The organism is Streptomyces sp. NPDC051576 (genome assembly GCF_040681835.1).
Classification (GTDB): Bacteria; Actinomycetota; Actinomycetes; order Streptomycetales; family Streptomycetaceae; genus Streptomyces.
Window position 1 is genome coordinate 293,871 of the sequence record NZ_JBFAZO010000002.1, and the last position, 25,277, is coordinate 319,147.

General features: G+C 71.5%; 22 protein-coding genes. 9 read left to right on the forward strand and 13 right to left on the reverse strand.

From position 1 onward, the window contains the following. Nucleotides 1–153 precede the first annotated feature (153 nt). Complete coding sequence (locus tag AB0M63_RS07240) at nt 154–723, forward strand: histidine phosphatase family protein (RefSeq protein ID WP_366018713.1); 570 nt, start codon at nt 154–156, stop codon at nt 721–723. A 135-nt stretch (nt 724–858) separates the two neighbouring features. Further along, nucleotides 859–1,593 carry a polysaccharide deacetylase family protein gene (locus AB0M63_RS07245; RefSeq protein WP_366018988.1) on the forward strand — a complete coding sequence of 245 codons (735 nt, stop codon included), beginning with the start codon at nt 859–861 and terminating at the stop codon, nt 1,591–1,593. Nucleotide 1,594: 1 nt separating this feature from the next. Here the strand turns inward: AB0M63_RS07245 and AB0M63_RS07250 are convergent, their stop codons facing one another. Continuing rightward, nucleotides 1,595–2,806: a cytochrome P450 gene (locus tag AB0M63_RS07250; protein WP_366018714.1), complete on the reverse strand. Its 1,212-nt coding sequence runs from the start codon at nt 2,804–2,806 to the stop codon at nt 1,595–1,597. A gap of 87 nt (nt 2,807–2,893) precedes the next feature. After that, on the reverse strand, nt 2,894–3,904 hold the full coding sequence (locus tag AB0M63_RS07255) for a DUF2278 family protein (RefSeq protein ID WP_366018715.1): 1,011 nt from the start codon (nt 3,902–3,904) through the stop codon (nt 2,894–2,896). A gap of 204 nt (nt 3,905–4,108) precedes the next feature. On the opposite strand from AB0M63_RS07255, the gene AB0M63_RS07260 reads away from it, so the two are divergent. Beyond that, nucleotides 4,109–4,549 carry an SRPBCC family protein gene (locus AB0M63_RS07260; protein WP_366018716.1) on the forward strand — a complete coding sequence of 147 codons (441 nt, stop codon included), beginning with the start codon at nt 4,109–4,111 and terminating at the stop codon, nt 4,547–4,549. 180 nt (nt 4,550–4,729) lie between these two features. On the opposite strand, the gene AB0M63_RS07265 is transcribed toward AB0M63_RS07260, so the two are convergent. Then, on the reverse strand, nt 4,730–5,371 hold the full coding sequence (locus AB0M63_RS07265) for a LysE family translocator (RefSeq protein ID WP_355907249.1): 642 nt from the start codon (nt 5,369–5,371) through the stop codon (nt 4,730–4,732). Nucleotides 5,372–5,517: 146 nt separating this feature from the next. Between AB0M63_RS07265 and AB0M63_RS07270 the strand changes: the two genes are divergently transcribed. Further along, a complete protein-coding gene (locus AB0M63_RS07270; protein ID WP_366018717.1) occupies nt 5,518–7,656 on the forward strand; it encodes a PQQ-binding-like beta-propeller repeat protein in 2,139 nt (712 codons plus the stop codon). Between the two features lie 11 nt (nt 7,657–7,667). Here AB0M63_RS07270 and AB0M63_RS07275 read toward each other — a convergent pair whose 3' ends face one another. From AB0M63_RS07275 to AB0M63_RS07295, 5 genes are all read right to left on the reverse strand, one after another. Continuing rightward, nucleotides 7,668–8,819 (reverse strand): XdhC/CoxI family protein, encoded by a 1,152-nt coding sequence (locus AB0M63_RS07275; RefSeq protein ID WP_355907255.1) that lies wholly within the window; start codon nt 8,817–8,819, stop codon nt 7,668–7,670. 49 nt (nt 8,820–8,868) lie between these two features. Then, entirely contained in the window at nt 8,869–10,329 is a 1,461-nt protein-coding gene (locus AB0M63_RS07280) for an NCS2 family permease (RefSeq protein WP_355907258.1), read from the reverse strand. 135 nt (nt 10,330–10,464) lie between these two features. Then, a complete protein-coding gene (locus AB0M63_RS07285; RefSeq protein WP_355907261.1) occupies nt 10,465–12,849 on the reverse strand; it encodes a molybdopterin cofactor-binding domain-containing protein in 2,385 nt (794 codons plus the stop codon). A 2-nt stretch (nt 12,850–12,851) separates the two neighbouring features. After that, nucleotides 12,852–13,421 carry a (2Fe-2S)-binding protein gene (locus AB0M63_RS07290; protein WP_366018718.1) on the reverse strand — a complete coding sequence of 190 codons (570 nt, stop codon included), beginning with the start codon at nt 13,419–13,421 and terminating at the stop codon, nt 12,852–12,854. Next, nucleotides 13,421–14,311, reverse strand: coding sequence for a xanthine dehydrogenase family protein subunit M (locus tag AB0M63_RS07295; RefSeq protein WP_366018719.1), 891 nt, complete (start codon nt 14,309–14,311; stop codon nt 13,421–13,423). Before AB0M63_RS07295 ends, AB0M63_RS07290 begins: the two co-directional genes overlap by 1 nt. A 322-nt stretch (nt 14,312–14,633) precedes the next feature. Here AB0M63_RS07295 and AB0M63_RS07300 point away from each other — a divergent pair, with 322 nt between their 5' ends. Further along, entirely contained in the window at nt 14,634–16,298 is a 1,665-nt protein-coding gene (locus AB0M63_RS07300) for a PucR family transcriptional regulator ligand-binding domain-containing protein (protein WP_366018720.1), read from the forward strand. Nucleotides 16,299–16,426: 128 nt separating this feature from the next. Next, the gene (locus AB0M63_RS07305; protein WP_355907272.1) at nt 16,427–17,209 is read left to right on the forward strand and encodes a hypothetical protein; all 783 of its coding nucleotides are present in this window, start codon (nt 16,427–16,429) and stop codon (nt 17,207–17,209) included. A gap of 1 nt (nt 17,210) precedes the next feature. Here the strand turns inward: AB0M63_RS07305 and AB0M63_RS07310 are convergent, their stop codons facing one another. Continuing rightward, the gene (locus tag AB0M63_RS07310) at nt 17,211–17,474 is read right to left on the reverse strand and encodes a hypothetical protein (RefSeq protein ID WP_366018721.1); all 264 of its coding nucleotides are present in this window, start codon (nt 17,472–17,474) and stop codon (nt 17,211–17,213) included. A 128-nt stretch (nt 17,475–17,602) separates the two neighbouring features. Continuing rightward, nucleotides 17,603–18,412, reverse strand: a complete 810-nt coding sequence (locus tag AB0M63_RS07315; protein WP_355907278.1) for a GntR family transcriptional regulator — start codon at nt 18,410–18,412, stop codon at nt 17,603–17,605. Nucleotides 18,413–18,568: 156 nt separating this feature from the next. Here AB0M63_RS07315 and AB0M63_RS07320 point away from each other — a divergent pair, with 156 nt between their 5' ends. Next, nucleotides 18,569–19,417: a (2Fe-2S)-binding protein gene (locus AB0M63_RS07320; protein ID WP_366018722.1), complete on the forward strand. Its 849-nt coding sequence runs from the start codon at nt 18,569–18,571 to the stop codon at nt 19,415–19,417. A gap of 303 nt (nt 19,418–19,720) precedes the next feature. Beyond that, nucleotides 19,721–20,761 carry a DUF2637 domain-containing protein gene (locus AB0M63_RS07325; RefSeq protein WP_355907284.1) on the forward strand — a complete coding sequence of 347 codons (1,041 nt, stop codon included), beginning with the start codon at nt 19,721–19,723 and terminating at the stop codon, nt 20,759–20,761. Between the two features lie 84 nt (nt 20,762–20,845). On the opposite strand, the gene AB0M63_RS07330 is transcribed toward AB0M63_RS07325, so the two are convergent. Continuing rightward, the gene (locus AB0M63_RS07330; RefSeq protein WP_366018723.1) at nt 20,846–21,298 is read right to left on the reverse strand and encodes an ATP-binding protein; all 453 of its coding nucleotides are present in this window, start codon (nt 21,296–21,298) and stop codon (nt 20,846–20,848) included. A gap of 477 nt (nt 21,299–21,775) precedes the next feature. Next, nucleotides 21,776–22,246, reverse strand: a complete 471-nt coding sequence (locus AB0M63_RS07335; RefSeq protein ID WP_366018724.1) for a hypothetical protein — start codon at nt 22,244–22,246, stop codon at nt 21,776–21,778. Nucleotides 22,247–22,427: 181 nt separating this feature from the next. Between AB0M63_RS07335 and AB0M63_RS07340 the strand changes: the two genes are divergently transcribed. Then, on the forward strand, nt 22,428–23,495 hold the full coding sequence (locus AB0M63_RS07340) for a helix-turn-helix transcriptional regulator (protein ID WP_366018725.1): 1,068 nt from the start codon (nt 22,428–22,430) through the stop codon (nt 23,493–23,495). Between the two features lie 12 nt (nt 23,496–23,507). Here the strand turns inward: AB0M63_RS07340 and AB0M63_RS07345 are convergent, their stop codons facing one another. Further along, nucleotides 23,508–25,250 carry a pyruvate dehydrogenase gene (locus AB0M63_RS07345; protein WP_366018726.1) on the reverse strand — a complete coding sequence of 581 codons (1,743 nt, stop codon included), beginning with the start codon at nt 25,248–25,250 and terminating at the stop codon, nt 23,508–23,510. Nucleotides 25,251–25,277 lie beyond the last annotated feature (27 nt).

Consider the following 25,277-nt stretch of genomic DNA (forward strand, 5'->3'; position numbering starts at 1 on the left):
CACGGGGGGGGGGGCGCCCCGGCGGGGCTGCGCGACCCGCCGGGTCCCCGCCCGGGGGGGGGGGGGGGGGGGCGCCACCCCCCCCGCGCCGCCCCCCGCCGTGCCTACGCGCGAGACGATGTGCCCCACAGCCCGGAGAACTGGAGCGACCGAGTGACCAGCCGCATCACCTTGATCTCACCGGCGATGAACCGGTCCCTGCGGGAGACCCGGTTCGACGACGGTGCCCCGCTCGACCCGAGCGGCAGGGCCGGCGCCGAGTCCGCCGCCGGCTCGCTGCGGGCGGCCGACCGGGTGCTGGTCTCCCCCACCGCGCGCTGCCGTGAGACGGCGTGCGCGCTCGGTCTCGCGGCTGCCCCGGAGCCCGAGTTGGCGGGGCTCGACATGGGCCGCTGGCGGGGTCTGACCCTCGACGAGGTGATGGCCCGGGAGCCGGAGCAGCTGATGTCGTGGTTGTCGGACCCGGATGCCGCGCCGCACGGCGGGGAGTCGGTGCGGGCGTTGTGCGAGCGGGCGGCGCGCTGGCTGAACGCGGCGGCGGCGTTCGAGGGCAGGACCCTCGCGGTGGTGGAGCAGGAGATCGTACGGGCCCTGGCGGTCACGGTTCTCGGCGTGCCCGGGCCCGCGTTCTGGCGGCTGGACGTACCCCCGCTGACCGCGACGGACCTCAGCGGACAGTCCGGGCGCTGGAACCTGCGCCTCGGGCGGGAGTTGGGGGCCTAGCGCGGTACGGGAGTCGCCTCCCGCGGCCACGCCGATCGACTATACACACCGTTTCTACTCGCTGTGTATAGTCCCGGCATGCCATCTCTGAGTAAGAAGAGGAAAAGAACCCGGGCCGGGTTGCGTGCCGTCGGCATGTTCATGGCGACCGCCTCGCTGGCCCTCTCGTCGAGCGGCTGCGCGAGGCTCGACACGACGGCGCCGGCCGCCGCCCGGGCGAAGGCCGCGTCCGCCACCGCGCAGGCCCGGTTCGGGACGGTCGACTGCCGTGAGGTCAAGTGCATCGCGCTGACCTTCGACGCCGGACCGAGCGAGAACTCGGCGCGGCTGCTCGACATCCTGAAGGAGAAGCGGGTCCCGGCGACCTTCTTCCTGCTCGGCAAGCGGCACATCGAGAAGTACCCGGAACTGGTCGAGCGCATGGCCGCCGAGGGCCACGAGGTGGCCAGCCACACCTGGGACCACAAGATCCTGACCAGGATCACGCCCGCGCAGATCCGCGACGAACTGGAGCGGACGGACGACGCGATAGAACGAATAACCGGCAGGCGGCCGACGCTGATGCGCCCGCCGCAGGGCCGCACGAACGACACCGTGCACCGGATCTGCCGTGAACTGGGCCTCTCGGAGGTCCTGTGGAGCGTCACCGCCAAGGACTACGCGACCACCGACTCCGCGCTGATCACCAAGCGCGTCCTCGCCCAGGCCTCCCGGGACGGCATCATCCTGCTCCACGACCTCTACGCGGGCACCGTGCCCGCCGTCCCCGGCGTCATCGACGCCCTGAAGGAACGCGGCTATGTGTTCGTGACCGTGCCGCAACTGCTGGCGCCGGGCAAAGCCGAGCCCGGAAAGGTGTACCGGCCCTGAGTCACCACGTCAGACGCAGGACGTACGGGGAACGGTGGATCATCGTCGGCCGCATGACGACCGGACGGTCCTCCGCCGGCCGCAGGCCGGGCAGCCGGCGGGTCAACTCCTCCAGGGTGAGGCGGAGTTGTTCCCGGGCGAGCTGGGAGCCCGGGCAACTGTGCACGCCGAAGCCGAAGGCGAGATGGCGGCTCGATGTGCGGGTGATGTCGAAGGTGTCGGCGCGCGCGTGCCGCCGCTCGTCGCGGTTGGCCGCGCCGAAGGCGACGAACAGCGCTGCCCCGGCGGGGAGTTCGGTGCCGGCCAGGACGACGGGCCGGGTGGTGATCCGGCGGAAGCCCTGGAGCGCGGTGTCGTAGCGTGCCGCCTCCTCGATCGCCGCGGGGATGCGATCGGGTTCCGCGCACAGCAGCTCCCACTGGCCCGGGTGACGCAACAGATGCAGGACGGTGGTGCCGATGAGCGCGGTGGTGGTGAGGTGTCCGGCGAGGAGCAGGTTCTGGAGGTGGGCGACGAGTTGGTGCCGGTGCTCAAACGTCAGCGGCCCCTCCACGACGGAGGCGATCAGCTCCGAGCAGAGGTCCTCGCGGGGCTCGTCGTACCGTTCCTGTACGTACCGGTCGAGGGTCCGCTGCATCGCGACGACGTCCTCGGCCGCGGCGATCTGCTCGTCCTCGGGCAGGGGGCGGAAGAGGAGTTCCTCGGCGCGGTGACCGCCGTGGACGACCCCGGGCACATCGGCGGGGTCGAGGCCGACGATCCTCCCGATGACCTCGCCGGGGAGCCGCTTGGCGTAGGCCGACATCAGCTCGACGTGCCCGTCCCCGGCGAAGGCGTCCACCAGGGCGGCGGCGCGCTCGGCGGCGTACGGCAGGACGGCCGTGACGCGGGCCGGTGAGAGGCCGCGGACGATGGGCGCGCGCAGCCGCTGGTGCTCGGCACCGTCCGCGGTGACCACGACGGGCCGCCCGCCGAACCCTCCGCCGAGCACGGCGAGGGCGGCGGGCGCGGGCAGCACGTCGGGCCGTAGCGCCATCGCGGAGGAGAAGTCCTCGGGGCGGCGCAGGACTTCGCGTACGTCGGCGTCCCGGGCGACGAGCCAGGCGTCGAGTTCGGCGAGGTGGGTGAGCCCGTCGGTCTGCCGCGCCCGGGTGTAGAGCGGATACGGGTCGCGCTGCAACTCGTCGAGCCTGGCGTGCAGTTCGCGGTCCACGGGACACCCTCCGGCCGGTGCTGCGGTGCGGGTCGCGCTCATGGTGCCGTACGCGCGGGCGGTACGGAAGGGAGGTGCCGGGCGGGGTCAGAACACCACGGTCCAGCCCTCCCGCGCGGCCTGCTCGGCGGTGTAGGAGACGCCGTGCACCTTGAGTCCTGCCGCGTCGAGGAGGGTGATCTCGCCGCCCTGGTTGCCGAGTTGGACGCCGTCCGTGAGCGGGACGAGCAGGGTGGCACCCGGGGCGAGGGCGCCGGGCGGTACCGCGCAGGAGTGGCCCAGCCGGTCGCGGACGTGCCAGCCGGCCGGGTCGAGTGGATCGGGCGAGGCGTTGAGGAGGGTGACGCTCTCCGTCTCGGGGGCCGGGCCGCTCGGGTTGACGAGGGCCGCCACGATCCGCAGGGGCTGCCCGCCGGGCTCGTCGCGGGAGCCGTCGGTGCCCTCCAGGGTGTGGCCGGTGGTGTCGTCGGTGTGCCAGGACTGGCTCTGGAAGGCGAGGAAGATGCCGACCCACCGCGACCGTGCCGGGAAGTGGACGAGGATGCCGCCGTCCTGCCAGACCCCGTCGTCGCCGCTGAAGCGGCGGCTGTTGCCCTGGTTCATATGGATGTCGTGGACGCCGTTGCCGGGCAGGAACCCGAACACCTTGTCCTTGACGGTCGGTTCGGGGCCGAAGCGCTCGCCGAAGACGTACAGCCGGGCCTCCGGGTCGTCCACCGCGCGTCGTACGTAGTGGTCGAGGAGGTCGGCGAGGTCGTTGTCGGGCCCGCTCGCGTCCGGCGGGAGCGTACGCAGCCGCGCCGGGTCGAAGAGGTTGCCGCGCACGAAGTCGAGGTTCGGGCCGCCGGGCCCGGGCAGCAGGGTGTTCCAGCCGCTCGGCAGGCCCTCCAGGCGGGCCGTGACGGGGTGTTGGAAGTCCTCGTCGACGAGGTAGAGCAGCTCGGAGGGCCGCTCCGCGGACAGGACGTTGACGGCGGCTCGAAAGTGCGTGCCCGCGTCGTCCGTGAGATGGATCTGGTAGTGCGGTGTGCCGGCGGCGCCTTCGCGCCGCGTGTCGACCGCTCGTGTGATCAGTACGCCGTAGGCCTTCAGTGGCATGACGACCAACTCCCCCGTGGGCAGGCGGGATGCCCGCCCTCGGGTCAGAGCGTAGGGGGGAGGCGTCAGTTCCGGCCGGGGCGCGGGGAAACTCGGGGCGGCTGTCCGGTGTACGTCGTCTCCGTCCCTGTGAACCTCTACGCCAAGGGTGTGAGCTGTCGGTGAAAGTACCGTCGAACAGGGAGGGTTCTCTACGATCTCTGCATGGTCAGCTTCCGTCTCGAACGCACGGCACCGCTTCCCCTTGAGGAGGCGTGGCGCCGGTTGACGGAGTGGCCACGCCACGCCGATGTGGTCCCACTGACCCGGGTCACCGTGCTCACTCCGCCACCGACCGGTGAGGGCACGGTCTTCGTGGCCCGCTCGGGTTTCGGTCCGCTCTCCTTCGACGACCGGATGGAGGTCACCGTGTGGCGGCCGCCGTCGGAGGACGAGCCGGGTCTGGTCCGGCTGGAGAAGCGGGGGCGGGTCGTCCTGGGCTGGGCGGAGATCGAGGTGCGGCCAGGGCCGGGCGGCCGGAGCCGTGTGGTCTGGCGGGAGGAGCTGCGGGTCCGGTTCCTGCCGCGGCTCTTCGACGGGCCGCTGCGCGCGGTGGCGCGGTCGATGTTCGGGCGGGCGGTGAACCGGCTGCTGAGGCGGCCCTAGGCCCTGTCTTCAAATCCCCCTCTGCCCCGCGACGCCCGGCACGCACTCTCGCTGCACCGGGCACAAGCCCAAGTACATCCAGTACGAGGGCCTGCACCCGGCACACCGAGAGCACGCACCGGACGCCGCGGGGCCGCCCTCCGGGCGACGAGGGGGATTTGAAGACAGGGCCTAGCCCAGTCAGTCCTTGCGGCCGGTCACGGCAACCGTCACGCCCAGGCCGATCATCGTGAGGCCGCCCGCGCCGCCGACCGCCGAGAGGCGGCGCGGTGAGCGGGCGAACCAGCCGCGTGCGGTGGCTGCGGCCAGGCCCCACACGCTGTCGGAGACCACGGCGATGAGGTTGAAGACCAGGCCGAGCAGCAGCATCTGCGCCGTCACCCGGCCCTGTTCGCGGTCCACGAACTGGGGCAGGACGGCGGCGAAGAACACGATCGTCTTGGGGTTGGCCACCCCGACGGCGAATCCCTCCCACAGGGTGCGCAGACCGCTGTGCGGGGCCGCCTCCTCCCCCGCGAACGCGGCGCGCAGCGAGCCGCGTTGGCGCCACGCCTTCACGCCGAGGTACACGAGGTAGGCGGCGCCGGCGAGCTTCAGGGTCGTGAAGACCAAGACCGAGCGCTCGACCAGCGATCCGATGCCGAGGGCCACGGCGACGACGAGCAGATAGGCGCCGAGTGTGTTGCCCACCACGGTGGTCAGCGCGGCGCGTCGGCCGTGCGCCAGCGCCCGCCCGATCACGAACAGCACGCTGGGGCCGGGCACCACGATCAGCAGGAAGGACAGGGTCGCGAAGGCGAGCAGTCGGTCGGTGGACACCATGGGCCCATGGAAGACGCGGGCACCCCGGGCCCGCAACCGATTTCCCTCTCCCCCGACGTCGATGTCCGCCGCCCGTGGCGAACGCTCTAGTGTGATGATCCTGAACGGCCCTTGTGGGCACGGGAATCAGGAAAGGTGACCGGCGAATGTCGCTGCGCCCCGGAGACGCGGAGTCCATCGGCGGCTATACGCTGCTCGACCGGCTCGGCAACGGCGGGATGGGCGTGGTGTATCTCGCGCGGTCGGCCTCGGGACGGCAGGTCGCGGTCAAGGTCGTGCACGCGCAGTACGCGCTGGACGAGGAGTTCCGGGCCCGCTTCCGGCAGGAGATCGCGGCCGTCCGCCGGGTGAGCGGCGCGTTCACCGCGCCCGTCGTGGACGCCGACCCCGACGCCGAGGTCCCCTGGATGGCCACGCTCTACGTGCCCGGCCGCACCCTGGCCGAAGTCGTCGAGAAGGAGGGCCCGTTGGGCGGGCAGACCCTGCGCACCCTGGCGCTGGGTCTGGTCGAGGCGCTGCGGGACATCCACCAGGCCGGGGTGGTGCACCGCGACCTGAAACCCAGCAACGTCCTGCTCGCCGAGGACGGACCCCGCGTCATCGACTTCGGTATCTCCCGCGCCGCCGACAACCAGTCCCTCACCGTGACCGGGCGGCTGATCGGCACCCCGCCCTTCATGTCCCCCGAGCAGTTCGCCGCGCCCCGGGACGTCACCGCCGCCTCCGACGTCTTCTCGCTGGGCTCCCTGCTGGTGTACGCGGCCACCGGCAACCGCCCCTTCGACGGCGCCAGCCCGTATCTGACGGGCTATCAGGTCATGTACGAGCAGCCCCGGTTGGACGGAGTGCCCGAGCCGCTGCGGAGCATCGCCGAACGCTGCCTGGACAAGGACGCGGCGGCCCGTCCCCAACTGGCCGAGCTGCACGGCATGTTGCTCACCCTGTCCGACTCCACCGCGCCGGCACCGGCACGCCCCCGCCCGGCGACACCCGAGACCGTCCCGGGCAGCGGCCCCCGCCCGCGCCGGGGACGACGACGCCTGGCCATCGCCCTCGCCGCCACGCTCGCCGTCACCGCGCTCGGCCTCACGACCCTGCACCGGATGTCGGCCGACGGCACGGACTCGGGCACGGCCGCGGCCAAGTCCTCCACCACCGCCGTGGCGCTGCCCACCGGCTGGCAGTCCTGGCGGGCGAGCCTGCTCACCGCCAAGACGGGCGAGCCCCTGGACTACGGCCAGTCCGGCTGTGTGGCGGGCGCCACCACCACTGTGTACTGCGCCGGCACCGGTTTCACGGTCACCGCGCTCGACGCCGCCTCGGGCCGGGTCGACTGGCGGTCGGGCACCAGCCCCGAGACCTCGCGCCCGATCGGTGTCAGGGACGGCCGCGTCTACACCTACGTCAAGCCGGACTCGACCCAGACCTACATCACCCGCCGCCTGGTGGCCCTGGACGCGAAGACCGGCACCCAGCTGTGGGAACACCCGGTCAGCGAGGACCGTGACGCCGTCCTGTTCGACGGCGGAATCCTGGCGATGGACGAGCACGCGACGCATTTCGTCGCCTACGACGAGTCGGGCAGCCGCCTGTGGACCACGCCCGCGTCGTCGAGCGTCGGCGACGCCTGCACCCCGGCGGTCCTGGGCGGCACCCCGTACGGCCTGTGCACTCCCGCGGACGACCCCACCAAGGACGGTGTCGCCCTGGTGCACCTGAACCCCGCCGGCGGCACGGCGAAGGAGGTCGCCACGGTGCCCACCGGGGCCGTGCCGCTGGGCATGGTCGACGGGCGCCCGCTGTTCGCGGTGCCGAAGCTGGCGGCGGGTTCCTTCGGCCCCGGCGAGGACCAGCCGTACACCAGGCTGGAGGAGGTGGACCCCGTCGGCGGGGGGCTCGCGATCCCACTGCCGGGCACGACGCGCGGCACGCCCACTCTGGTCAAGGGCGTCGTCTACTTCGTCCGCCCCAACGGGACGGTCACCGCCGTGCGGGTCAGCGACGGAAAGCGGCTGTGGCAGCGGGAGACGGACATCGAGAACCTGTCGACACCGGTGTACTCGGCGAAGTTCGACACCCTGTACTTCGCCAACCGGTTCGGGCGGCTGCTGGCCCTGAACGTCCGTACCGGCGCGGTGCGTTGGCGCACCTCCGCCCTCCAGAATCCCGGCGACTCCGCGGACGACACGGACCCGTACGTCCTGCTCGTCAAGGACGCGCTGGTGGCGGTGGCGGGCGACACGGCCTTCTCGGTACGACCGGACCGGCCCGCCCTGCCGCGCTGAGCGCCGGGGTCTCAGGCCACAGACCCGATCCGCCCGACCGTCACCGACGCCCCGTCGTGGTGGATCGGGGTGTGCGCGCCGGTGAGTGAACTCCCGCTGCCGCCACGCCTGTTGGCGACGATCTCGGAGGCGATCGACAGGGCGGTCTCCTCGGGCGTCCGAGCGCCCAGATCGAGGCCGATCGGAGACCGCAGGCGGGCCAACTCCATTTCCGTGACGCCGACTTCGCGCAGGCGCTCGTTGCGGTCGAGGTGGGTGCGGCGGGAGCCCATCGCCCCGACGTACGCCACCGGGAGACGGAGGGCGAGCCGGAGCAGGGGTACGTCGAACTTGGCGTCGTGGGTGAGGACGCACAGGACGGTACGGGCGTCGACGTCCGTGCGGTCGAGGTAGGTGTGGGGCCACTCGACGACGATCTCGTCGGCGTCGGGGAAGCGGGCCCTGGTGGCGAAGACGGGGCGTGCGTCGCACACCGTGACGTGGTAGCCGAGGAACTTGCCGATGCGGACCAGCGCGGAGGCGAAGTCGATCGCGCCGAAGACGATCATCCGGGGTGGCGGGACCGAGGACTCGACCAGGACGGTGAGCGGGGCCCCGCAGCGGGAGCCCTGTTCGCCGATCTCCACGGTGCCGGTACGGCCGGCGTCCAGCAGGGCACCGGCCTCGGCGGCGACCGTGCGGTCCAGTTCGGGGTGGGCGCCGAACCCGCCGTCGTAGGAGCCGTCGGGGCGTACGACGAGGGCGCGGCCCCGCAGCCCGGCCGGGCCGGAGACGATGCGGGCCAGTGCCGCCGCCTGACCGCGGGCGGCCGCCGACAGGGCGGCGGTGACCACCGGGCGGGCCGGGTCTTCGGCCCGTACCGGTGTGACGAGGATGTCGATGACTCCGCCGCAGGTCAGGCCCACGGCGAAGGCGTCCTCGTCGCTGTAGCCGAAGCGCTCCAGGACGGTTTCGCCGTCTGTGAGGGCCTGTTGGCACAGTTCGTAGACGGCGCCTTCCACGCAGCCCCCGGAGACCGAGCCGATCGCCGTGCCGTCGGCGTCCACCGCGAGGGCGGCGCCGGGCCGGCGGGGCGCGCTGCCGCTGACGGCCACCACGGTGGCGACGGCGAAGTCGCGGCCCTGCTCGACCCACCGGTGCAGCTCTTCGGCGATGTCCAGCATCTCTCGGTCTCCTAACGGGGTTGCGGGGAAGAGCTGTCGAGGCGCGCGGCTAGTGCACGCCGAGCCAGCCCTCGATCGGGTTGAGGGCGAAGTAGACGAGGAAGACGGCGGTCAGGACCCACATGAAGGGGCCGATCTCGCGCGCCTTGCCCTGGGCGGTCTTGATGGCGACGTACGAGATGACACCCGCGGAGACGCCCGCGGTGATGCTGTACGTGAACGGCATCACGACCACGGTCAGGAAGACCGGGATCGCGGTGGCGCGGTCGGCCCAGTCCACGTGCCGGGCGTTCATCAGCATCATCGAGCCGATGACCACGAGGGCGGCGGACGCGACCTCCTGCGGGACGAGCGCGGTGAGCGGGGTGAAGAAGAGACAGGCGGCGAAGAACAGGCCGGTGACGACCGAGGCGAGGCCCGTGCGGGCGCCCTCGCCGACGCCGGTGGCCGACTCGATGAAGACGGTCTGGCCGGAGCCGCCCGCCACACCGCCGATCGCGCCGCCGGCGCCGTCGATGAACAGCGCCTTCGACAGGCCCGGCATCCGGCCCTTGTCGTCGGCGAGCTTCGCCTCCGTGCCGACGCCGATGATGGTGGCCATCGCGTCGAAGAACCCGGCCAGCACGAGCGTGAACACGATCATGCCGACCGTCATCGCGCCGACCTTGCCCCAGCCGCCGAACTCCACATGCCCGAAGAGCGAGAAGTCCGGCATGGAGACCGCGCTGCCGTGCAGTTCGGGGGCGGCGCCGCTGGCCCACTGCTTGGGGTCGATGACCCCGGCGGCGTTCAGGATCGCGGCGACGACCGTGCCGCTGATGATGCCGACGAGGATGGCGCCGGGCATGTTGCGGGCCTGGAGCATGAAGATGAGGAGCAGGGTGCCGGCGAACAACAGGACGGGCCAGCCCGCGAGTTCACCCGCCGGGCCGAGGGTGAGGGGGGTCGCCCTGCCCTGGTGCACGAAGCCCGACTTGTAGAAGCCGATGAGGGCGATGAACAGGCCGATGCCCATCGTGATGCCGTGTTTGAGCGCGAGCGGGATCGCGTTCATGATCATCTCGCGCAGGCCGGTGACGACCAGCAGCATGATGACCACGCCGTAGATCACGCACATGCCCATCGCCTGCGGCCAGGTCATCTGCGGGGCGACCTGCGAGGAGAGCACACCGGAGACGGAGAGGCCGGCGGCGAGGGCCAGCGGGACCTTGCCGACGAAGCCCATCAGCAGGGTGGTGAAGGCCGCCGCGAACGCGGTCGCGGTGATCAGGCCCTGCTGGCCGAGCGTGTTCCCCGCGACGTCCTTGCCGGACAGGATCAGGGGGTTGAGCAGCAGGATGTAGGCCATCGCCATGAAGGTGGTGACTCCGCCACGCACTTCACGCGCGACGGTGGACTGCCGCCGGCTTATGTGGAAATACCGGTCGAGCCAGGACCGGCCGGCCGGGACGCGGGTTCCTTCGCCCGCGTCTTCGGCTGTGGTCCTGGGCTCCACGGACTGCTGGGTCATGGTGCCGTCTCCCAAGGTTCATAGGGGCACCCGCGCAACTGCCCTGTGGGCGGCGGGTTTTGGGAAGGTGCACGACCCGGGGGACGGCCCGAGACGAACAAAGAGGGGAGTCAGGGGGACTCAAGTCCCCCTGGACTACATGCCCGTGAGGTGCTCCGGGCGGACCGGTGTCCTGTTCAGTTCCAGCCCGGTCGCGTTGCGGATCGCCGCCAGAACGGCGGGAGTCGACGACAGGGTGGGTGCCTCGCCGATGCCGCGCAGCCCGTACGGGGCGTGCTCGTCGGCGAGTTCGAGCACATCGACCGGGATGGTCGGCGTGTCGAGGATGGTGGGGATCAGGTAGTCCGTGAAGGACGGGTTCCTGACCTTGGCGGTCTTCGGGTCGACGATGATCTCCTCCATGACCGCCACACCGAGACCCTGGGTGGTACCGCCCTGGATCTGGCCGATGACGGACAGCGGGTTGAGCGCCTTGCCGACGTCCTGTGCGCAGGCCAGCTCGATGACCTTCACCAGGCCGAGTTCGGTGTCGACCTCGACGACGGCGCGGTGCGCGGCGAACGTGTACTGGACATGGCCGAAGCCCTGTCCGGTACGGAGGTCGAAGGCCTCGGTGGGGCGGTGGCGCCACTCGGCCTCGATCTCGACGGCCTCGTCCTCGAGGACGTCCACCAGATCGGCGAGGACCTCGCCCGCGTCGGTGACGACCTTGCCGCCCTCCAGCAGGAGTTCGGCGGTGGCCCAAGCGGGGTGGTACGTACCGAGCTTGCGGCGGCCCAGCTCCAGGACCTTCTCGCGGACCAGCTCGCAGGAGTTCTTCACCGCGCCACCGGTGACGTACGTCTGCCGGGACGCGGAGGTCGAACCGGCGCTGCCCACCTGGGTGTCGGCCGGGTTGATGGTCACCTGCGTGACACCCAGCTCGGTGCGGGCGATCTGCGCGTGGACGGTGACACCGCCCTGGCCGACCTCCGCCATCGCGGTGTGCACGACGGCGACGGGCTCACCGGCCACGACTTCCAGGCGGACCTTCGCCGTCGAGTAGTCGTCGAAGCCCTCGGAGAAGCCGACGTTCTTGATGCCGACCGCGTAGCCGACCCCGCGGACGACGCCTTCGCCGTGCGTGGTGTTGGACAGGCCGCCCGGCAACTGCCGTACGTCGGCGGCCTCTCCGGCGGCGAGCCACTGCTGCTCGGGCGGCATGGGCATCGCCTTGACGCGGCGCAGGAGTTCGGCGACCGGGGCCGGCGAGTCGACCGGCTGCCCGGTCGGCATGATCGTGCCCTGCTCCATCGCGTTGAGCTGACGGAACGCGACCCGGTCCATGCCCACCTTGTCGGCGAGCTTGTCCATCTGGGCCTCGTAGGCGAAGCACGCCTGGACCGCGCCGAAGCCGCGCATCGCGCCGCAGGGCGGGTTGTTGGTGTAGAGGGCGATGGCCTCGATGTCGACGTTGTCGACGACGTACGGTCCGGCGCCGAGGGAGGAGGCGTTGCCGACGACCGCCGGGGAGGCGGACGCGTAGGCGCCGCCGTCCAGGACGATCCGGGCCTTGAGGTGGGTGAGCTTGCCGTCCTTGGTCGCGCCGTGCTCGTAGTGGAGCTTGGCGGGGTGGCGGTGGACGTGTCCGAAGAAGGACTCGAAGCGGTTGTAGACGATCTTCACCGGTTTGCCGGTGCGCAGGGCCAGCAGACAGGCGTGGATCTGCATCGACAGATCCTCACGGCCGCCGAAGGCGCCGCCGACGCCGGACAGGGTCATGCGGACCTTGTCCTCGGGCAGGCCGAGGACGGGCGCGATCTGGCGCAGGTCGGAGTGCAGCCACTGGGTGGCGATGTAGAGGTCGACCCCGCCGTCCTCGGCGGGGACGGCGAGACCGGACTCCGGGCCGAGGAACGCCTGGTCCTGCATGCCGAAGGTGTACTCGCCCTCGACGATGAAGTCGGCGCGCTCCCGGGCGGCTTCCACGTCACCGCGCACGATCGGCTGGCGGTGCACGATGTTCGGGTGCGGGACATGGCCGATGTGGTGGTCGTCGCGGCCCTCGTGGATGAGGATCGCGTCCGGCGCGGTGGCGGACAACTCGTCGGTGATGACCGGGAGTTCGCGGTACTCGACCTTGATCTTCGCGGCGGCGCGGCGGGCCGTCTCCGGGTGGTCGGCGGCGACGATCGCGACCGGCTCGCCGTGGTGGCGGACTTTGCCGTGGGCGAGGACCGGGGTGTCCTGGATCTCCAGGCCGTAGTTCTTCACGTCGGTCGGCAGGTCGTCGTAGGTCATGACGGCGTAGACGCCGGGGGTCTTCAGGGCCTCGACGGTGTCGATGGACACGATCTCCGCGTGAGCGACCGTGGACCTGAGGATCTGGCCCCAGAGCATGTCCTCGTGCCACATGTCGGACGAGTACGCGAACTCGCCGGTGACCTTGAGGGTGCCGTCCGGGCGGAGCGTGGACTCGCCGATGCCGCCCCGGGTCTTGGAGCGCTGGGTGAGGTTCGTGGGAGTGCCGGTGGTGCCCATCGTCAGACCGCCTCTCCCTGCCGGGCGGCCGCCAGGCGGACCGCGTCCATGATCTTCTCGTAGCCGGTGCAACGGCAGAGGTTGCCCGAGAGCGCCTCGCGGATGTCGGCGTCGGTCGGGGTCGGGTTGTGCTCCAGCATCTCGTCGGCGGCGACGAGGAGTCCGGGGGTGCAGAAGCCGCACTGCACGGCGCCGGCGTCGATGAACGCCTGCTGGATGGGGGCGAGTTGGGTGCCCTCACCGGTCTGGGAGTCGTGTCCCTTGGCGGCCCACTGCTGGGCCTCCTGCAAGGACGTGCCGCAACTCCCGTGCTCCGCGCGCTGCTTGGCGTAGTCCGCGAGCCCCTCGACGGTGACGACCTCGCGGCCCTCGACCTGACCGGCGGCGACCAGGCAGGAACACACCGGGACGCCGTCGAGGCGGACGGTGCAGGAACCGCACTCCCCTTGCTCGCAGGCGTTCTTGGAGCCCGGCAGGCCCAACCGCTCCCGCAGGACGTACAGCAGGGACTCGCCCTCCCAGACGTCGTCGGCTTCCTGCGGACGGCCGTTGACCGTGAAATTGACGCGCATCAGGCGACTCCCTCCGTGCGGGCGGCGGTGCCGCGGTAGGACTCCCAGGTCCAGGTCAGGGTGCGGCGGGCCATGATGCCGACCGCGTGGCGGCGGTAGCTCGCGGTGCCCCGGACGTCGTCGATCGGGTTGCAGGCGGCGGAGCACAGGTCCGCGAACTGCTTGGCGAGCGACGGGGTGATGATCTTCCCGTTCTCCCAGAAGCCGCCCTCGTCGAGCGCGGCGTTCAGGAATTCCTCGGCGGCCTTCGCCCGGACGGGGGTCGGCGCGGCCGATCCGATGCCGGTGCGGACCGTGCGGGTCTCGGGATGGAGAGCCAGTCCGAAGGCGCAGACCGCGATGACCATCGCGTTGCGGGTGCCGACCTTGGAGTACTGCTGCGGGCCGTCCGCCTTCTTGATGTGGACGGCCCGGATCAGCTCGTCGGGCGCGAGCGCGTTGCGCTTCACTCCGGTGTAGAACTCGTCGATCGGGATACGACGGCTGCCGCGCACCGACTCGGCCTCGACCTCGGCGCCCGCCGCGAGGAGCGCGGGGTGGGCATCGCCGGCCGGGGATGCGGTGCCGAGGTTGCCACCGACTCCGCCGCGGTTGCGGATCTGCGGGGAGGCGACCGTGTGCGAGGCGAGGGAGAGGCCCGGCAGCTCGGCGCGCAGGTTCTCCATGATCCGGGTGTACGGGACGGAGGCCCCGAGCCGCACGCTGTCGGCGCCGACCTCCCACTCGTAGAGGTCGCCGACGCGGTTCAGGTCGAGCAGGTACTCGGGCCGGCGGTGGTCGAAGTTGATCTCGACCATCACGTCGGTGCCGCCCGCGATCGGTACTGCGGTGGGGTGCTCGGCCTTCGCGGCGAGCGCCTCCTCCCAGCTTGCGGGGCGAAGGAAGTCCATGACCGGCTCTCTTCTTCGTCTCGTGGGTCGTACGGGATCGTACGGATCAAGCCAGTTCGTGTGCGGCGGGCCCGGCTCGTTCATGCGCTGTTAATGCAGCGTGAGGTCAGTACACAGCGCCGTGCTCCCACGGGGTCAGTCACGGAAACCATGAAGGAGTTGGCTGGCCAGCGCGGGCATCTTGTAGATTCGTATGAACGGAGGCCATCAGTAACCCCTCCGATTCCCTGTGGAAACGTGGGAAACAGCCCCGCACGGCCTCACACCCACAGCACCTCATGGTTCATCGTAGTTTTCTAGACAAAGAACGGCGGCGACGGCGATGCGGCTGCGCGCACTTCTGGACACCGATGCGCTGGGGCTGCGGCTGCTCGGCGGGGCGGACGAGCTGGACCGCACGGTCCGCGGGGTGATGACCACCGACCTGCGCGACCCCAGCCGCTATCTCTCCGGCGGCGAGCTGGTCCTGACCGGCCTGGCCTGGCGCCGTGACACCTCCGACACCGAGCCGTTCGTACGGCTCCTGGTGTCCGCCGGGGTGGCCGCGCTGGCCGCCGGCGAGGCCGAGCTGGGGGCCGTCCCGGACGACCTGATAGCCGCCTGCGCCCGGCACCGGCTGCCGCTGTTCGCGGTCAACGAGTCGGTGGCGTTCGCGACGATCACCGAGCATGTCGTACGGCAGGTCTCCGGCGAGCGGGCCGGTGATCTCGCGGCCGTGGTGGACCGGCACCGCCGGATGATGACCTCGGGCCCGGCGGGCGGCGGCCCGGACGTGGTCCTGGACCTGCTCGGTTCCGACCTGGACCTGCGGGCGTGGGTGCTGTCGCCGACCGGACGGCTCATCGCGGGCGCGAAGATGTCGGGGGCGGGGCCCGCCCTGTCCGCGGACGTGTGCGCGCAACTGGCCGCCGAGCACCTGACGGCCACCCGCACCGGCCGCCGGGGTCCGCACCGGCTGGTCCTGGGCGGCGCCACGTACTCGCTCTTCCCGATTCGTGGTGGCCGCTCGCGGGACGTACGCGAGACGGTCCTGTCGGACTGGCTGCTCGCGGTCGAGGCGGACGCCGGGGACTGGCCGGACGAGCGGCTCGACCTGCTCCAGGGCGTCACCCAGCTCATCGCGGTCGAGCGGGACCGCCGGGACGCGGCGCGCACGGTCCGCAGACGGCTCGCGCAGGAGGTCCTGGAGCTGGTCCAGACGGGTGCCGCGCCGGCCGAGATCGCCGCGCGGCTGCGGGTCGCCGCACCCGTCCTGCTGCCCGGGCTCGGGGCGGCCCCGCACTGGCAGGTGGTGGTGGCCCGGGTCGAGTGGGAGGGCGGCGACATCGAGGCAGGACCGGTCGCCCAGTCGCTCCTTGAGGAGATCCTGGTCGACCCGCTGGCGACGGGCCCCGAGCCGTCCGACCGGATCGCCGTGGCCCATTCCGGCGACGAGGCGATCGCGCTCGTACCGCTGCCCGCGGTCTCGGCGGAGCACGACGGCTCCGAGTCCGGTATCCACGCGGACGTGCTCCTGACGGCCGTACGGGATCCGCTGTCGGCCGGGCTCGACGGCGACGGGCGGGTCACGCTCGGGGTGAGCGCGGCCGTGCACTCGGCGGAGGGGCTGCGCGGGGCGCTGGAGGAGGCGCGGCACGCGCGGCGGGTGGCCGCGGCGCGTGCCGGGCGGGTGTGCGCGGCCGGGCATCAGGAGCTGGCCTCGCACGTCCTGCTGCTGCCGTTCGTGCCGGACGACGTGCGGCGGGCGTTCACCGCCCGCCTCCTGGACCCGCTGCGCGAGTACGACCGCAGGCACCGCGCGGAGCTGATCCCGACGCTGGAGGCGTTCCTGGAGTGCGACGGCTCGTGGACGCGCTGTGCGTCCCGGCTGCACCTGCATGTCAACACGCTGCGCTACCGGGTCGGCAGGATCGAGCAGTTGACGAGTCGGGACCTCTCGCGCCTCGAGGACAAGCTGGATTTCTTCCTGGCACTGCGGATGAGCTGACCCCGCGCTCCCCGGACGATCACACGACTTTGTGAATTCTTTCACCCACCCTCTTGGCCGGGCGCCGGGATTCGTGCTGAGATGCGGCCACCACTCAACAGCTCAATGGTGTGCTCGGGGAGGGCAACGTGGCGTATTCCGCCATGTCTGGGAACGGAACGACCGCCGATGACGATCCCCTCCAGACCGCGGTGTGGCGGCTGCGCTCGCGGGCCTGTTGGGCCGACGCGGCGGCGCTGCTGCGGCCCGACACCGCGGCGGCGGCCCTCCAGCGGACCGCGCTGCTCGTGGAGCGCTGCCTGTACACCGAGCGGGGCTGGGAGGAGGCCGAGGACGCGCTGCGTACGGCCGAGGCGCTGGCCCACAGTGACGACGAGCGGGGCGCGGCGGCCTGTGAGCGCGGGCAGCTCGCCTACGCGGCCACCCTGCTCGGGGTCCGGGACCGGGCGGACGAGGCGCGGGCCGCGCTCGGGCGGGCGGCGGCGCTGATCCCGCCGGGCGGCGGTGGGCGGGCGCTGCTGGACTTCCGGCGGGGGCTGCTCGCCGAGAACCTGGCCCGATCGCCGCAGGCCGCGCGGGCCGCCTACCGGCGCGCGCACGCGGGGGCGGCCGAGCAGGCCGACCCGCTGCTGCTGTCGTTCACCTGGCGCCATCTGGCCGGACTCGCCCTGCGGGACGGGGAGTTGGCGGAGGCACGGCACGGCTTCGCCGAATCACTGCGGATCCGGGAGGAGTTGGGCTACCTCGTCGGTACGGCACCGGCCCTCGCGTCGCTCGCGGACGCGGAGGTGGAGCCGGAGGCGTCCCGGTTGCGCGAGGAGGCACGGCGGCTGTTCCGGCTGCTCGGCGGTGTACCGACCTGGCTGGCACGGCAGTTGGCGGTGCCCGCGCCGGGGGCGGCGACGGCGTAGATCAGTGGCCGTCGGTCCGGTTCTGGACGACGTTCACGACGTGGTGGACCAACTGCAGGACGGATGCCCGGAGTTCGGGGTCGCGGGCGACCAACACCCCGACGGCGACGAGGAGTAGGAAGGACACGAGTCCGCCCCCGCGCCGTGAGCCGGAATGGCCGCGCCGGGCGCCCGCCTGTGCGGCGCGCAGTCCGTCCTGGTATCCCTGACGGGCCGATGCCTCGGCGCCTCGCTGTGCGGCCTGCCGGCCGGGATTCGGAAACATCGGCGCTCTCCCCCGTGGAACGGTCGTCCCTTTCCGTGGGGCACGTCACCGCCGGTCGGCCGGGTTCCCGGTGCGGTCCTCGGTGGCCGGACCCGGACCCGCTCGTGACCGGAGTCACATATTCGGATTCACGCGGCTCCCGCGAAGTGCTCCCGCACCAGCGACTGCACCACGTCCCACTCCCCCGCGACCAACGCCTCCAGGAGCGCCAGGTGTTCGGCCGCGTCCGCCACGAGGTCGGCGCGCCCGCGGGTGACCGGGCCGCCGACCAGCGGCCACTGGGCGCGGCGGTGCAGGTCCTCGGCGATCTGGACGAGTTGTTCGTTGCCGGCCAGGGCGAGCACCGCGCGGTGGAAGGCCCGGTCGGACTCGGCATAGGTGGCCCGGCACCCGGAGGACGCGGCCCGGACGGTCCCCTCGGCCAGCGGGCGCAGGTCGGACCAGCGGGCGGCGGGCACCGTGCGGGCGAGCCGCAGCATCACGGGGACCTCGATCAGGGCGCGGATCTCGGCCAGTTCGGCGAGTTCCCGGGCGCCCCGCTCGATCACGCGGAAGCCACGGTTGGGTACGACCTCGACGGCGCCCTCGGTGGCGAGCTGCTGCATGGCCTCGCGCACGGGGGTGGCGGAGACACCGAACCGGTCGCCGAGCGCGGGCGCGGAGTAGACCTCGCCCGGGGTCAGCTCCCCGCCGACGAGCGCGGTGCGCAGGGCGTCCAGGATCTGCCCGCGCACGGAGGACCGCTGGACGACGGCACGGGGGCGCGGGATCGGCGTCTCGCTGTGCGTGTGCTCACCGCGCACCGCACCGGCGCCGTCCGCGAGATCCCGGTCCCGGTCCATGTCGGCGGCGGTCTGCTGCGGCGGCACCCAGGCCCCTCTGGCCGCACGGGGATCCGGAGTACCCGTCCCGGCGGAGCTCTGCGTGCCCTGCTTCACGGGTCCTCCTCCGGACGTGTCGGTACTTGGGGTCATTACGGCTGCTTGTTACTCGTCCGTCAAGCACCTTAGGCGCAGATCGGACTAGTTCAAATTATGGGTCGGTTGGGTAAGGTAAGCCTTACCTCTAACCAACGGCGAATCGGTGGTCCCGGAATGCCCCTGACTTCTTCGGCCGTAGCGGACGCGTACGCCCGCCTCACCGAGGTCATCCCCGGGCTCGCGATCACCGAACTCTCTCCGGGACAACCGGCCCCGACCGGCGGCGGCTGGACCCGGGCGGCCGAACTCGCCGAGGGCGGCTCGGGTCTGGAGGAGTTCCTCGCCTGGGACGACGCCCAGGTCCTGCGCGACCACGGGCAGCGGGGGCGCCCGGACGTGATAGCCAGCTTCGGCCTGCACCGCTACTCCTGGCCGGTCTGCCTCCTGTTCACCGTGCCGTGGTTCCTGCACCGCCGCGTCCCCCGCCTCCCCGTGACCCATGTCTCCTACGACCGCACCGCCGAGGGCCTCGACATGGGCCACCTGGTCGTGCGGGTCGACTCCTTCGCCTGTCTGCCCGGCGACCCGGCGGCGGCGCTGCCCGGCGCGCGGGTGGTCGCGGACGAGGAGGCGCTGCGGGCCGAGGTGCGGGCCGCGGTCGCCGAGCACATGGAGCCCCTGCTGGCCGGCTTCGGCCCGAGGATGCGACGGCGGGGCCGCGCCCTGTGGGGCATGGCGACCGACGAGGTGGTGGAGGGGATCTGGTACGTCGCCGATCTCCTCGGCGAACAGCCGCGTGCCGTAAGCGAGTTGGAGGCGCTGCTGCCGGGGACGACCAAGCCGTACGTCGGTTCGGCCGCGTTCCGTGAACTGACCGGCCCCGACGGGGAGTCACTGCCGACCCGGGACCGGGCGAGCTGCTGCATGTACTACACGCTGGACGCGCTGGACGCCTGCCCCACCTGTCCGCGCACCTGCGAGGCCGAGCGGGTCACCAAGCTGCTGGCCGCCGCCGCGAGTTGAGGGACCCTCAGTGACGGGCCGGATTCCCGCCCCGCTAAGATCGGCCGCGAACGAGACGCCCGCCCGGTAACAGGTACTTCACAACTTCCTCACTTGTCGCAGGAACTTTCCGTGGAACCACCCGTACGGGTAGTCTTATTCGAACTCAACTCCCGCCCCTCAAGCGGCAGTTCGAGCAGAAAGCCGCCCTGGGCATCCCCTTGCACCTCCTTGGCGGCCTCTTGCCCCGAAAACGCCTGAGGGCCGTTGGGATTGGGCCACTATGGCGGGCGTTACGCCCTATCCCAATGCAAGGGACCCCAGATGAGACTGACCGACATATCGCTGAACTGGCTGCTTCCCGGCGCCGTACTGCTCCTGGGCATGCTGGCGGCGGTGGCGGTGCTCGCGCGGAGCAAGCGGTCCGGCGGGGAGCACGCGAAAGACGACTCGTGGGAGCGCACCGAGGAGCGCCGCAGGCGCAAGGAAGCCATATACGGCATCGCCTCCTACGTCCTTCTGTTCTGCTGCGCCGCGGTCGCCGCGGCCCTCTCCTTCCACGGACTGGTCGGCTTCGGCCAGGAGAACCTCGGCCTCACCGACGGCTGGGAGTACCTGGTCCCGTTCGGCCTGGACGGCGCGGCCATGTTCTGCTCCGTCCTCGCGGTCCGCGAGGCCAGCCACGGCGACGCCGCCCTCGGCTCCCGGATACTGGTGTGGACGTTCGCGGCCGCCGCGGCCTGGTTCAACTGGGTGCACGCGCCCAGGGGTGTCGACCACGCGGGTGCTCCGCAGTTCTTCTCCGGCATGTCGCTGTCGGCCGCGGTCCTGTTCGACCGCGCGCTGAAGCAGACCCGCCGGGCCGCGCTGCGCGAGCAGGGTCTGGTGCCGCGCCCGCTGCCGCAGATCCGTATCGTCCGCTGGCTGCGGGCCCCCCGGGAGACCTACAGTGCCTGGTCGCTGATGCTCCTGGAGAACGTGCGCAGCCTGGACGAAGCGGTCGAGGAAGTGCGCGAGGACAAGGCGAAGAAGGAAGAGACCCGACTGCGCCGGCGCGACCAGCAGCGGATCGAGCGGGCCCAGCTCAAGGCCATCAGCCGGGGCCAGCGCGGCCTCATCGGCCGGGGCGGCGGCCGGTCGCAGGAACCGCAGGCCCTGGAGCGCGGCTCCGGACAAGCATCCGCGGAGCCTGCCCTATCGACGCCGGAACAGCTGCCGGTTCGCACGCGTCCCTCACTCCAGCCCGTCCGGGGGGCATCTGACCCGATAACCGTCGACCTCACCGCGGAGGACGACACGATGGCCCTGCCGCGGCTCGACTCCCTTGAGCGCAAGCTCAAGGACCTGGAGCAGCAGTTCGGCTGAGATCCGGGACCCTTACGAGGTCCGGGACCGGGCGACAACGGGGCGGGGGCGGAGTCCAACTGGACGCCGCCCCCGCCCCGTTGCTCATGCCGCGTCCGAACCGAGCTCGAACCAGACGGACTTGCCCACCCCGTGGGCCGACACTCCCCAGGCGTCCGCGAGGGACTGCACCAGGACCAGGCCCCGCCCGTGCGTACCGTCGTCGGCGTCCGGTACGTGCAGTCGGGGCCTGCGGGCCACGAAGTCCCTTACCTCCACACGCAGTCCACGGGGTCCGACGGTCGCCGTCAGTACGGCGTCGTGGTCGGTGTGGACCAGCGCGTTGGTGACGAGCTCACTCGTGAGCAGCTCCGCTATCTCCGATCGTCCCGGCCTCCCCCAGTGCCGTAGCAGTTCGCGCAACGCTCTGCGTGCCTCGGGCACCGCCCGCAGGTCCGCGCGTCCGAGTCTGCGCCTCAGCTGAGGCGGCTGCGCCGGTTCTCCGGCGCTGTCTGCCGTGTCCTCCACCGCTTTCACCGAGGAGGCCCCGACCGCCATGGGACCGCCCCCTCGTGCTTGCCTCTTCATGACCCCCGCCTGCACGCCGGTTTGCCGGTTCCCCTCCTGCTCGAACATGTTCACGGGGATCCATGCCCTCGCCGGGAACGGGGCAGTCATGTCGAATCATCAACGACCAGGTGTTCGGCCATGGTGGGGCCGGATCCGGCGGGACGGCGGAATCGGGAGCGATACCGTCCGTACGGTCGAACGGCCACCGTACCGAGCATGCGGCCCGGAGTGACCTCTCAGGGCGCTCCCCTCCGGGATGTGAGGGTTCACGGCGCCGGGACCAGACATCCCGTGGCGTCCTGACCACGGACGATCGAACCGACTGCCGATGCGCGACTGCCGATCCGGCCGTAGTCCGCGAAGGCGTGGGGCGGCTGGTCCCCCCGGGCCGCCCCCGAGGCCCACGCTCCGCGAAACTGGCCGGAATCAGCCGCTCAGGAACCGCGAACGGCCCCTCCCCCGGGCCTACTTGCCCCCGATCCCCTTCGTACCGATGTGAAAGATCTTGTGAGTCGTGCGGGTCATGTCGACGATCAGCCTGGTGGTGTCGCCGCCGCCCCAGGTCAGGGTGATGGCGGCCTCGGTGTAGCCGGCGGTGCCGTTGTCGGTGACCTTCCACCTCATGGGGGTGTTCTGGGCCTGGAGGACGCCGTCCGCGTGGTTCTTGTCCTCCCAGGCCGCCAGCTCCTTCAGGTAGGCCGGGGTGAGGTAGTACGCGCGCAGTTGCTGAGCGAGCTTGCCGCCACCGCCGTCGAGGTCGCTCTCGGCGTCGATGTAGGCACCGTAGAAGTCGGCGATGCGGGTGATGTTGTCGTCCGGTGAGCCGCTCACGGTGCGCGGGGCGCCGGCGGAGGCCTGGGCCGCCGCGCCCAGCCCGAGGGCGAGGACGAGGCCGGCGGCGAGGGCGGTGCGGCGCGTGGCCTTCTTGCTGTTCACGTGGGTTCCCCGTTTCGGGTCGGTGCCTTGCTGTGGTCGCTCAGAGCTTCGGCGCCCGGCGCGGACGACCGCAATGGCCACCGCCCAACCCGCAACGGTGGAACCGTCCCACCCCGTCCGACCTCCTGATATGTGGAGTGCCTGGGATGCCGTCCTGGGACGCGACACGCACGGGGGCACGGTGTCGGGCGAGAGCGACGACAAGGACGTGGAGGAGTTCGCGGCCCTGCTGCGCCGCCTCAAGGACCGCACGGACCGCAGCTACGGCGCGCTGGCCCGCCGCCTGAACATGAACGCCTCGACCCTGCACCGCTACTGCGTGGGCGAGGCGGTCCCCCTCGACTTCGCCCCGGTGGAACGCTTCGCGGCGCTGTGCGGGGCGACCCCGGAGGAACGGCTGGAGCTGCACCGCTTCTGGATCCTCGCGGTGGCGGCACGGCAGCGGCCACGGCCCGCCGGGAACCCGGCCCCTGAACCGGTGCCGCGGGAAGTCCCCGCGCCGGCACCCGGCCCCTGGTACCGCCGACGGCTCACCCTCACCGTCGCCGTGGTGTGCGTGACGCTCGCGGTGTGGGGCAGTCTCTCGGCGGTCTCCACCCACGACACCGCCCGGCCCAAGGCCTCCCCGTCCGCACCCCCGGCACCCCTCACGTGGACCGCCGACTCCCAGGTGTGGGAGATCGGCTGCGACCACGACTACGTCATCGACAAGGCGACCAAGGACGTGCCGCCGCCCCCGGTCCAGCAGGACGCCGGAGCTTGGGCGGCGACCCAGCACGCGGTGCACGGCGGGCAGACCGACGTGGAGATCTCGGTGCAGGGCAGGACCTCAACCGCTGTGGTCCTGGAGGCACTTCGGGTACGGGTCGTCGGCCGTACGACACCAGCCCCGGGCACCGCCTACTCGATGGCCCGGGGTTGCGGCGGGGACATCACCCCGCGCTACTTCGGCGTGAACCTCGACGCCCACCGCCCCCTCGCTCTTCCGGAGCCGGGCAGCGATATGGGCAAGCGGGTACCTGCGGTGCGGCTGCCGTACCGCGTCTCGGCCACGGACCCGGAGGTCCTGCTGGTCAAGGCCCGCACCGGGACCTGCGACTGCCGCTGGTACCTGGAGCTCGACTGGTCCTCGCAGGGCCGCACCGGCACCCTCCGGATCGACGACCACGGGCAGCCGTTCCGCACCAGCTCGTTCAAGGGCCTGCCGCACTACTGGTACGGCGAGCACGGCTGGACCCCGATCGGCTGAGCGGCGGTCGGGCTAAGGGCGGGGCACGTTACGGATGTTGGACCGCGCCATCTGCAGCATGCGCCCAACTCCCCCGTCCAGCACGATCTTCGACGCCGACAGCGCGAAGCCCGTCACCATCTCCGTGCTGATCTTCGGCGGGATGGACAGGGCGTTGGGGTCGGTGACGATGTCGACGAGGGCCGGGCCCTTGTGCTTGAAGGCCGCCTTCAGGGCGCCTTGGAGGTCCTTGGGCTTCTCGACCCGCACACCGTACGCACCACAGGCGCGCGCCACGGCTCCGAAGTCCGGGTTCTTGTTGCTGGTGCCGTACGACGGCAGACCCGCGACGAGCATCTCCAACTCGACCATTCCCAGGGAGGAGTTGTTGAACAGGACGACCTTCACCGGCAGGTCGTACTGGACGAGGGTGAGGAAGTCGCCCATCAGCATGGAGAATCCGCCGTCGCCGGACATCGACACGACCTGCCGCCCGGTGTCGGTGAACTGGGCGCCGATCGCCATCGGCAGCGCGTTCGCCATCGAGCCGTGGGAGAACGAACCGATGATGCGGCGGCGGCCGTTGGGGGTGATGTAGCGGGCGGCCCAGACGTTGCACATCCCCGTGTCGACCGTGAACACGGCATCGTCATCGGCCAGTTCGTCGAGTACGGCGGCCACGTACTCGGGGTGGATCGGGACGTGCTTCTCCACTTTCCGCGTATACGCCTTGACGACCCCCTCCAGCGCGTCGGCGTGCTTCTTGAGCATCCGGTCGAGGAACCGCCGGTCCTCCTTCGGCTTCACCCGCGGGGTCAGACAACGCAGTGTCTCCTTGGCGTCGCCCCACACCGCGAGGTCCAACTTCGAGCGCCGGCCGAGGTGTTCGGGCCGTACGTCGATCTGGGCGATCTTCACGTCGTCGGGCAGGAACGCGTTGTACGGGAAGTCGGTGCCGATGAGGATCAGCAGGTCGCACTCGTGGGTGGCCTCGTAGGCGGCGCCGTAGCCGAGGAGTCCGCTCATCCCGACGTCGAACTTGTTGTCGTACTGGATCCACTCCTTCCCGCGCAGCGCGTGCCCGATCGGGGACTTGATCTTCTCGGCGAACTCCATGACCTCGGCGTGCGCGCCGGCCGTGCCGCTGCCGCAGAAGAGCGTGACCTTGTCGGCCGCGTCGATCATCTCGACGAGTTGGTCGATCTCGGTGTCGCCGGGGCGGACGGAGGGGCGGGAGGTGACGAGGGCGGTCTCGGCGGCCCGGTCGGGGGCGGGCTCGGAGGCGATGTCGCCGGGGAGGGAGACGACGCTGACGCCGGACTGGCCGACCGCGTGCTGGATGGCGGTCTGCAGCAGCCGGGGCATCTGTTTCGGGTTGGAGATCAGCTCGCTGTAGTGACTGCACTCCTGGAAGAGCCGGTCCGGGTGGGTCTCCTGGAAGTACCCGAGGCCGATCTCGCTGGAGGGGATCTGCGAGGCGAGGGCGAGGACCGGGGCCATCGAGCGGTGGGCGTCGTAGAGGCCGTTGATGAGGTGCAGGTTGCCGGGGCCGCAGGAGCCGGCGCAGGCGGCGAGCTTGCCGGTTGTCTGCGCTTCCGCGCCGGCGGCGAAGGCGGCGGTCTCCTCGTGCCGTACGTGGATCCAGTCGATGGCGGAGTTGCGGCGGATCGCGTCCACGACCGGGTTGAGGCTGTCGCCGACGACGCCGTAGAGGCGCTTGACGCCGGCGCGGACGAGGATGTCGACGAACTGTTCGGCAACGTTCTGCTTGGCCATGGTTCTCGCGTGCCCTTCGGTGTCCGG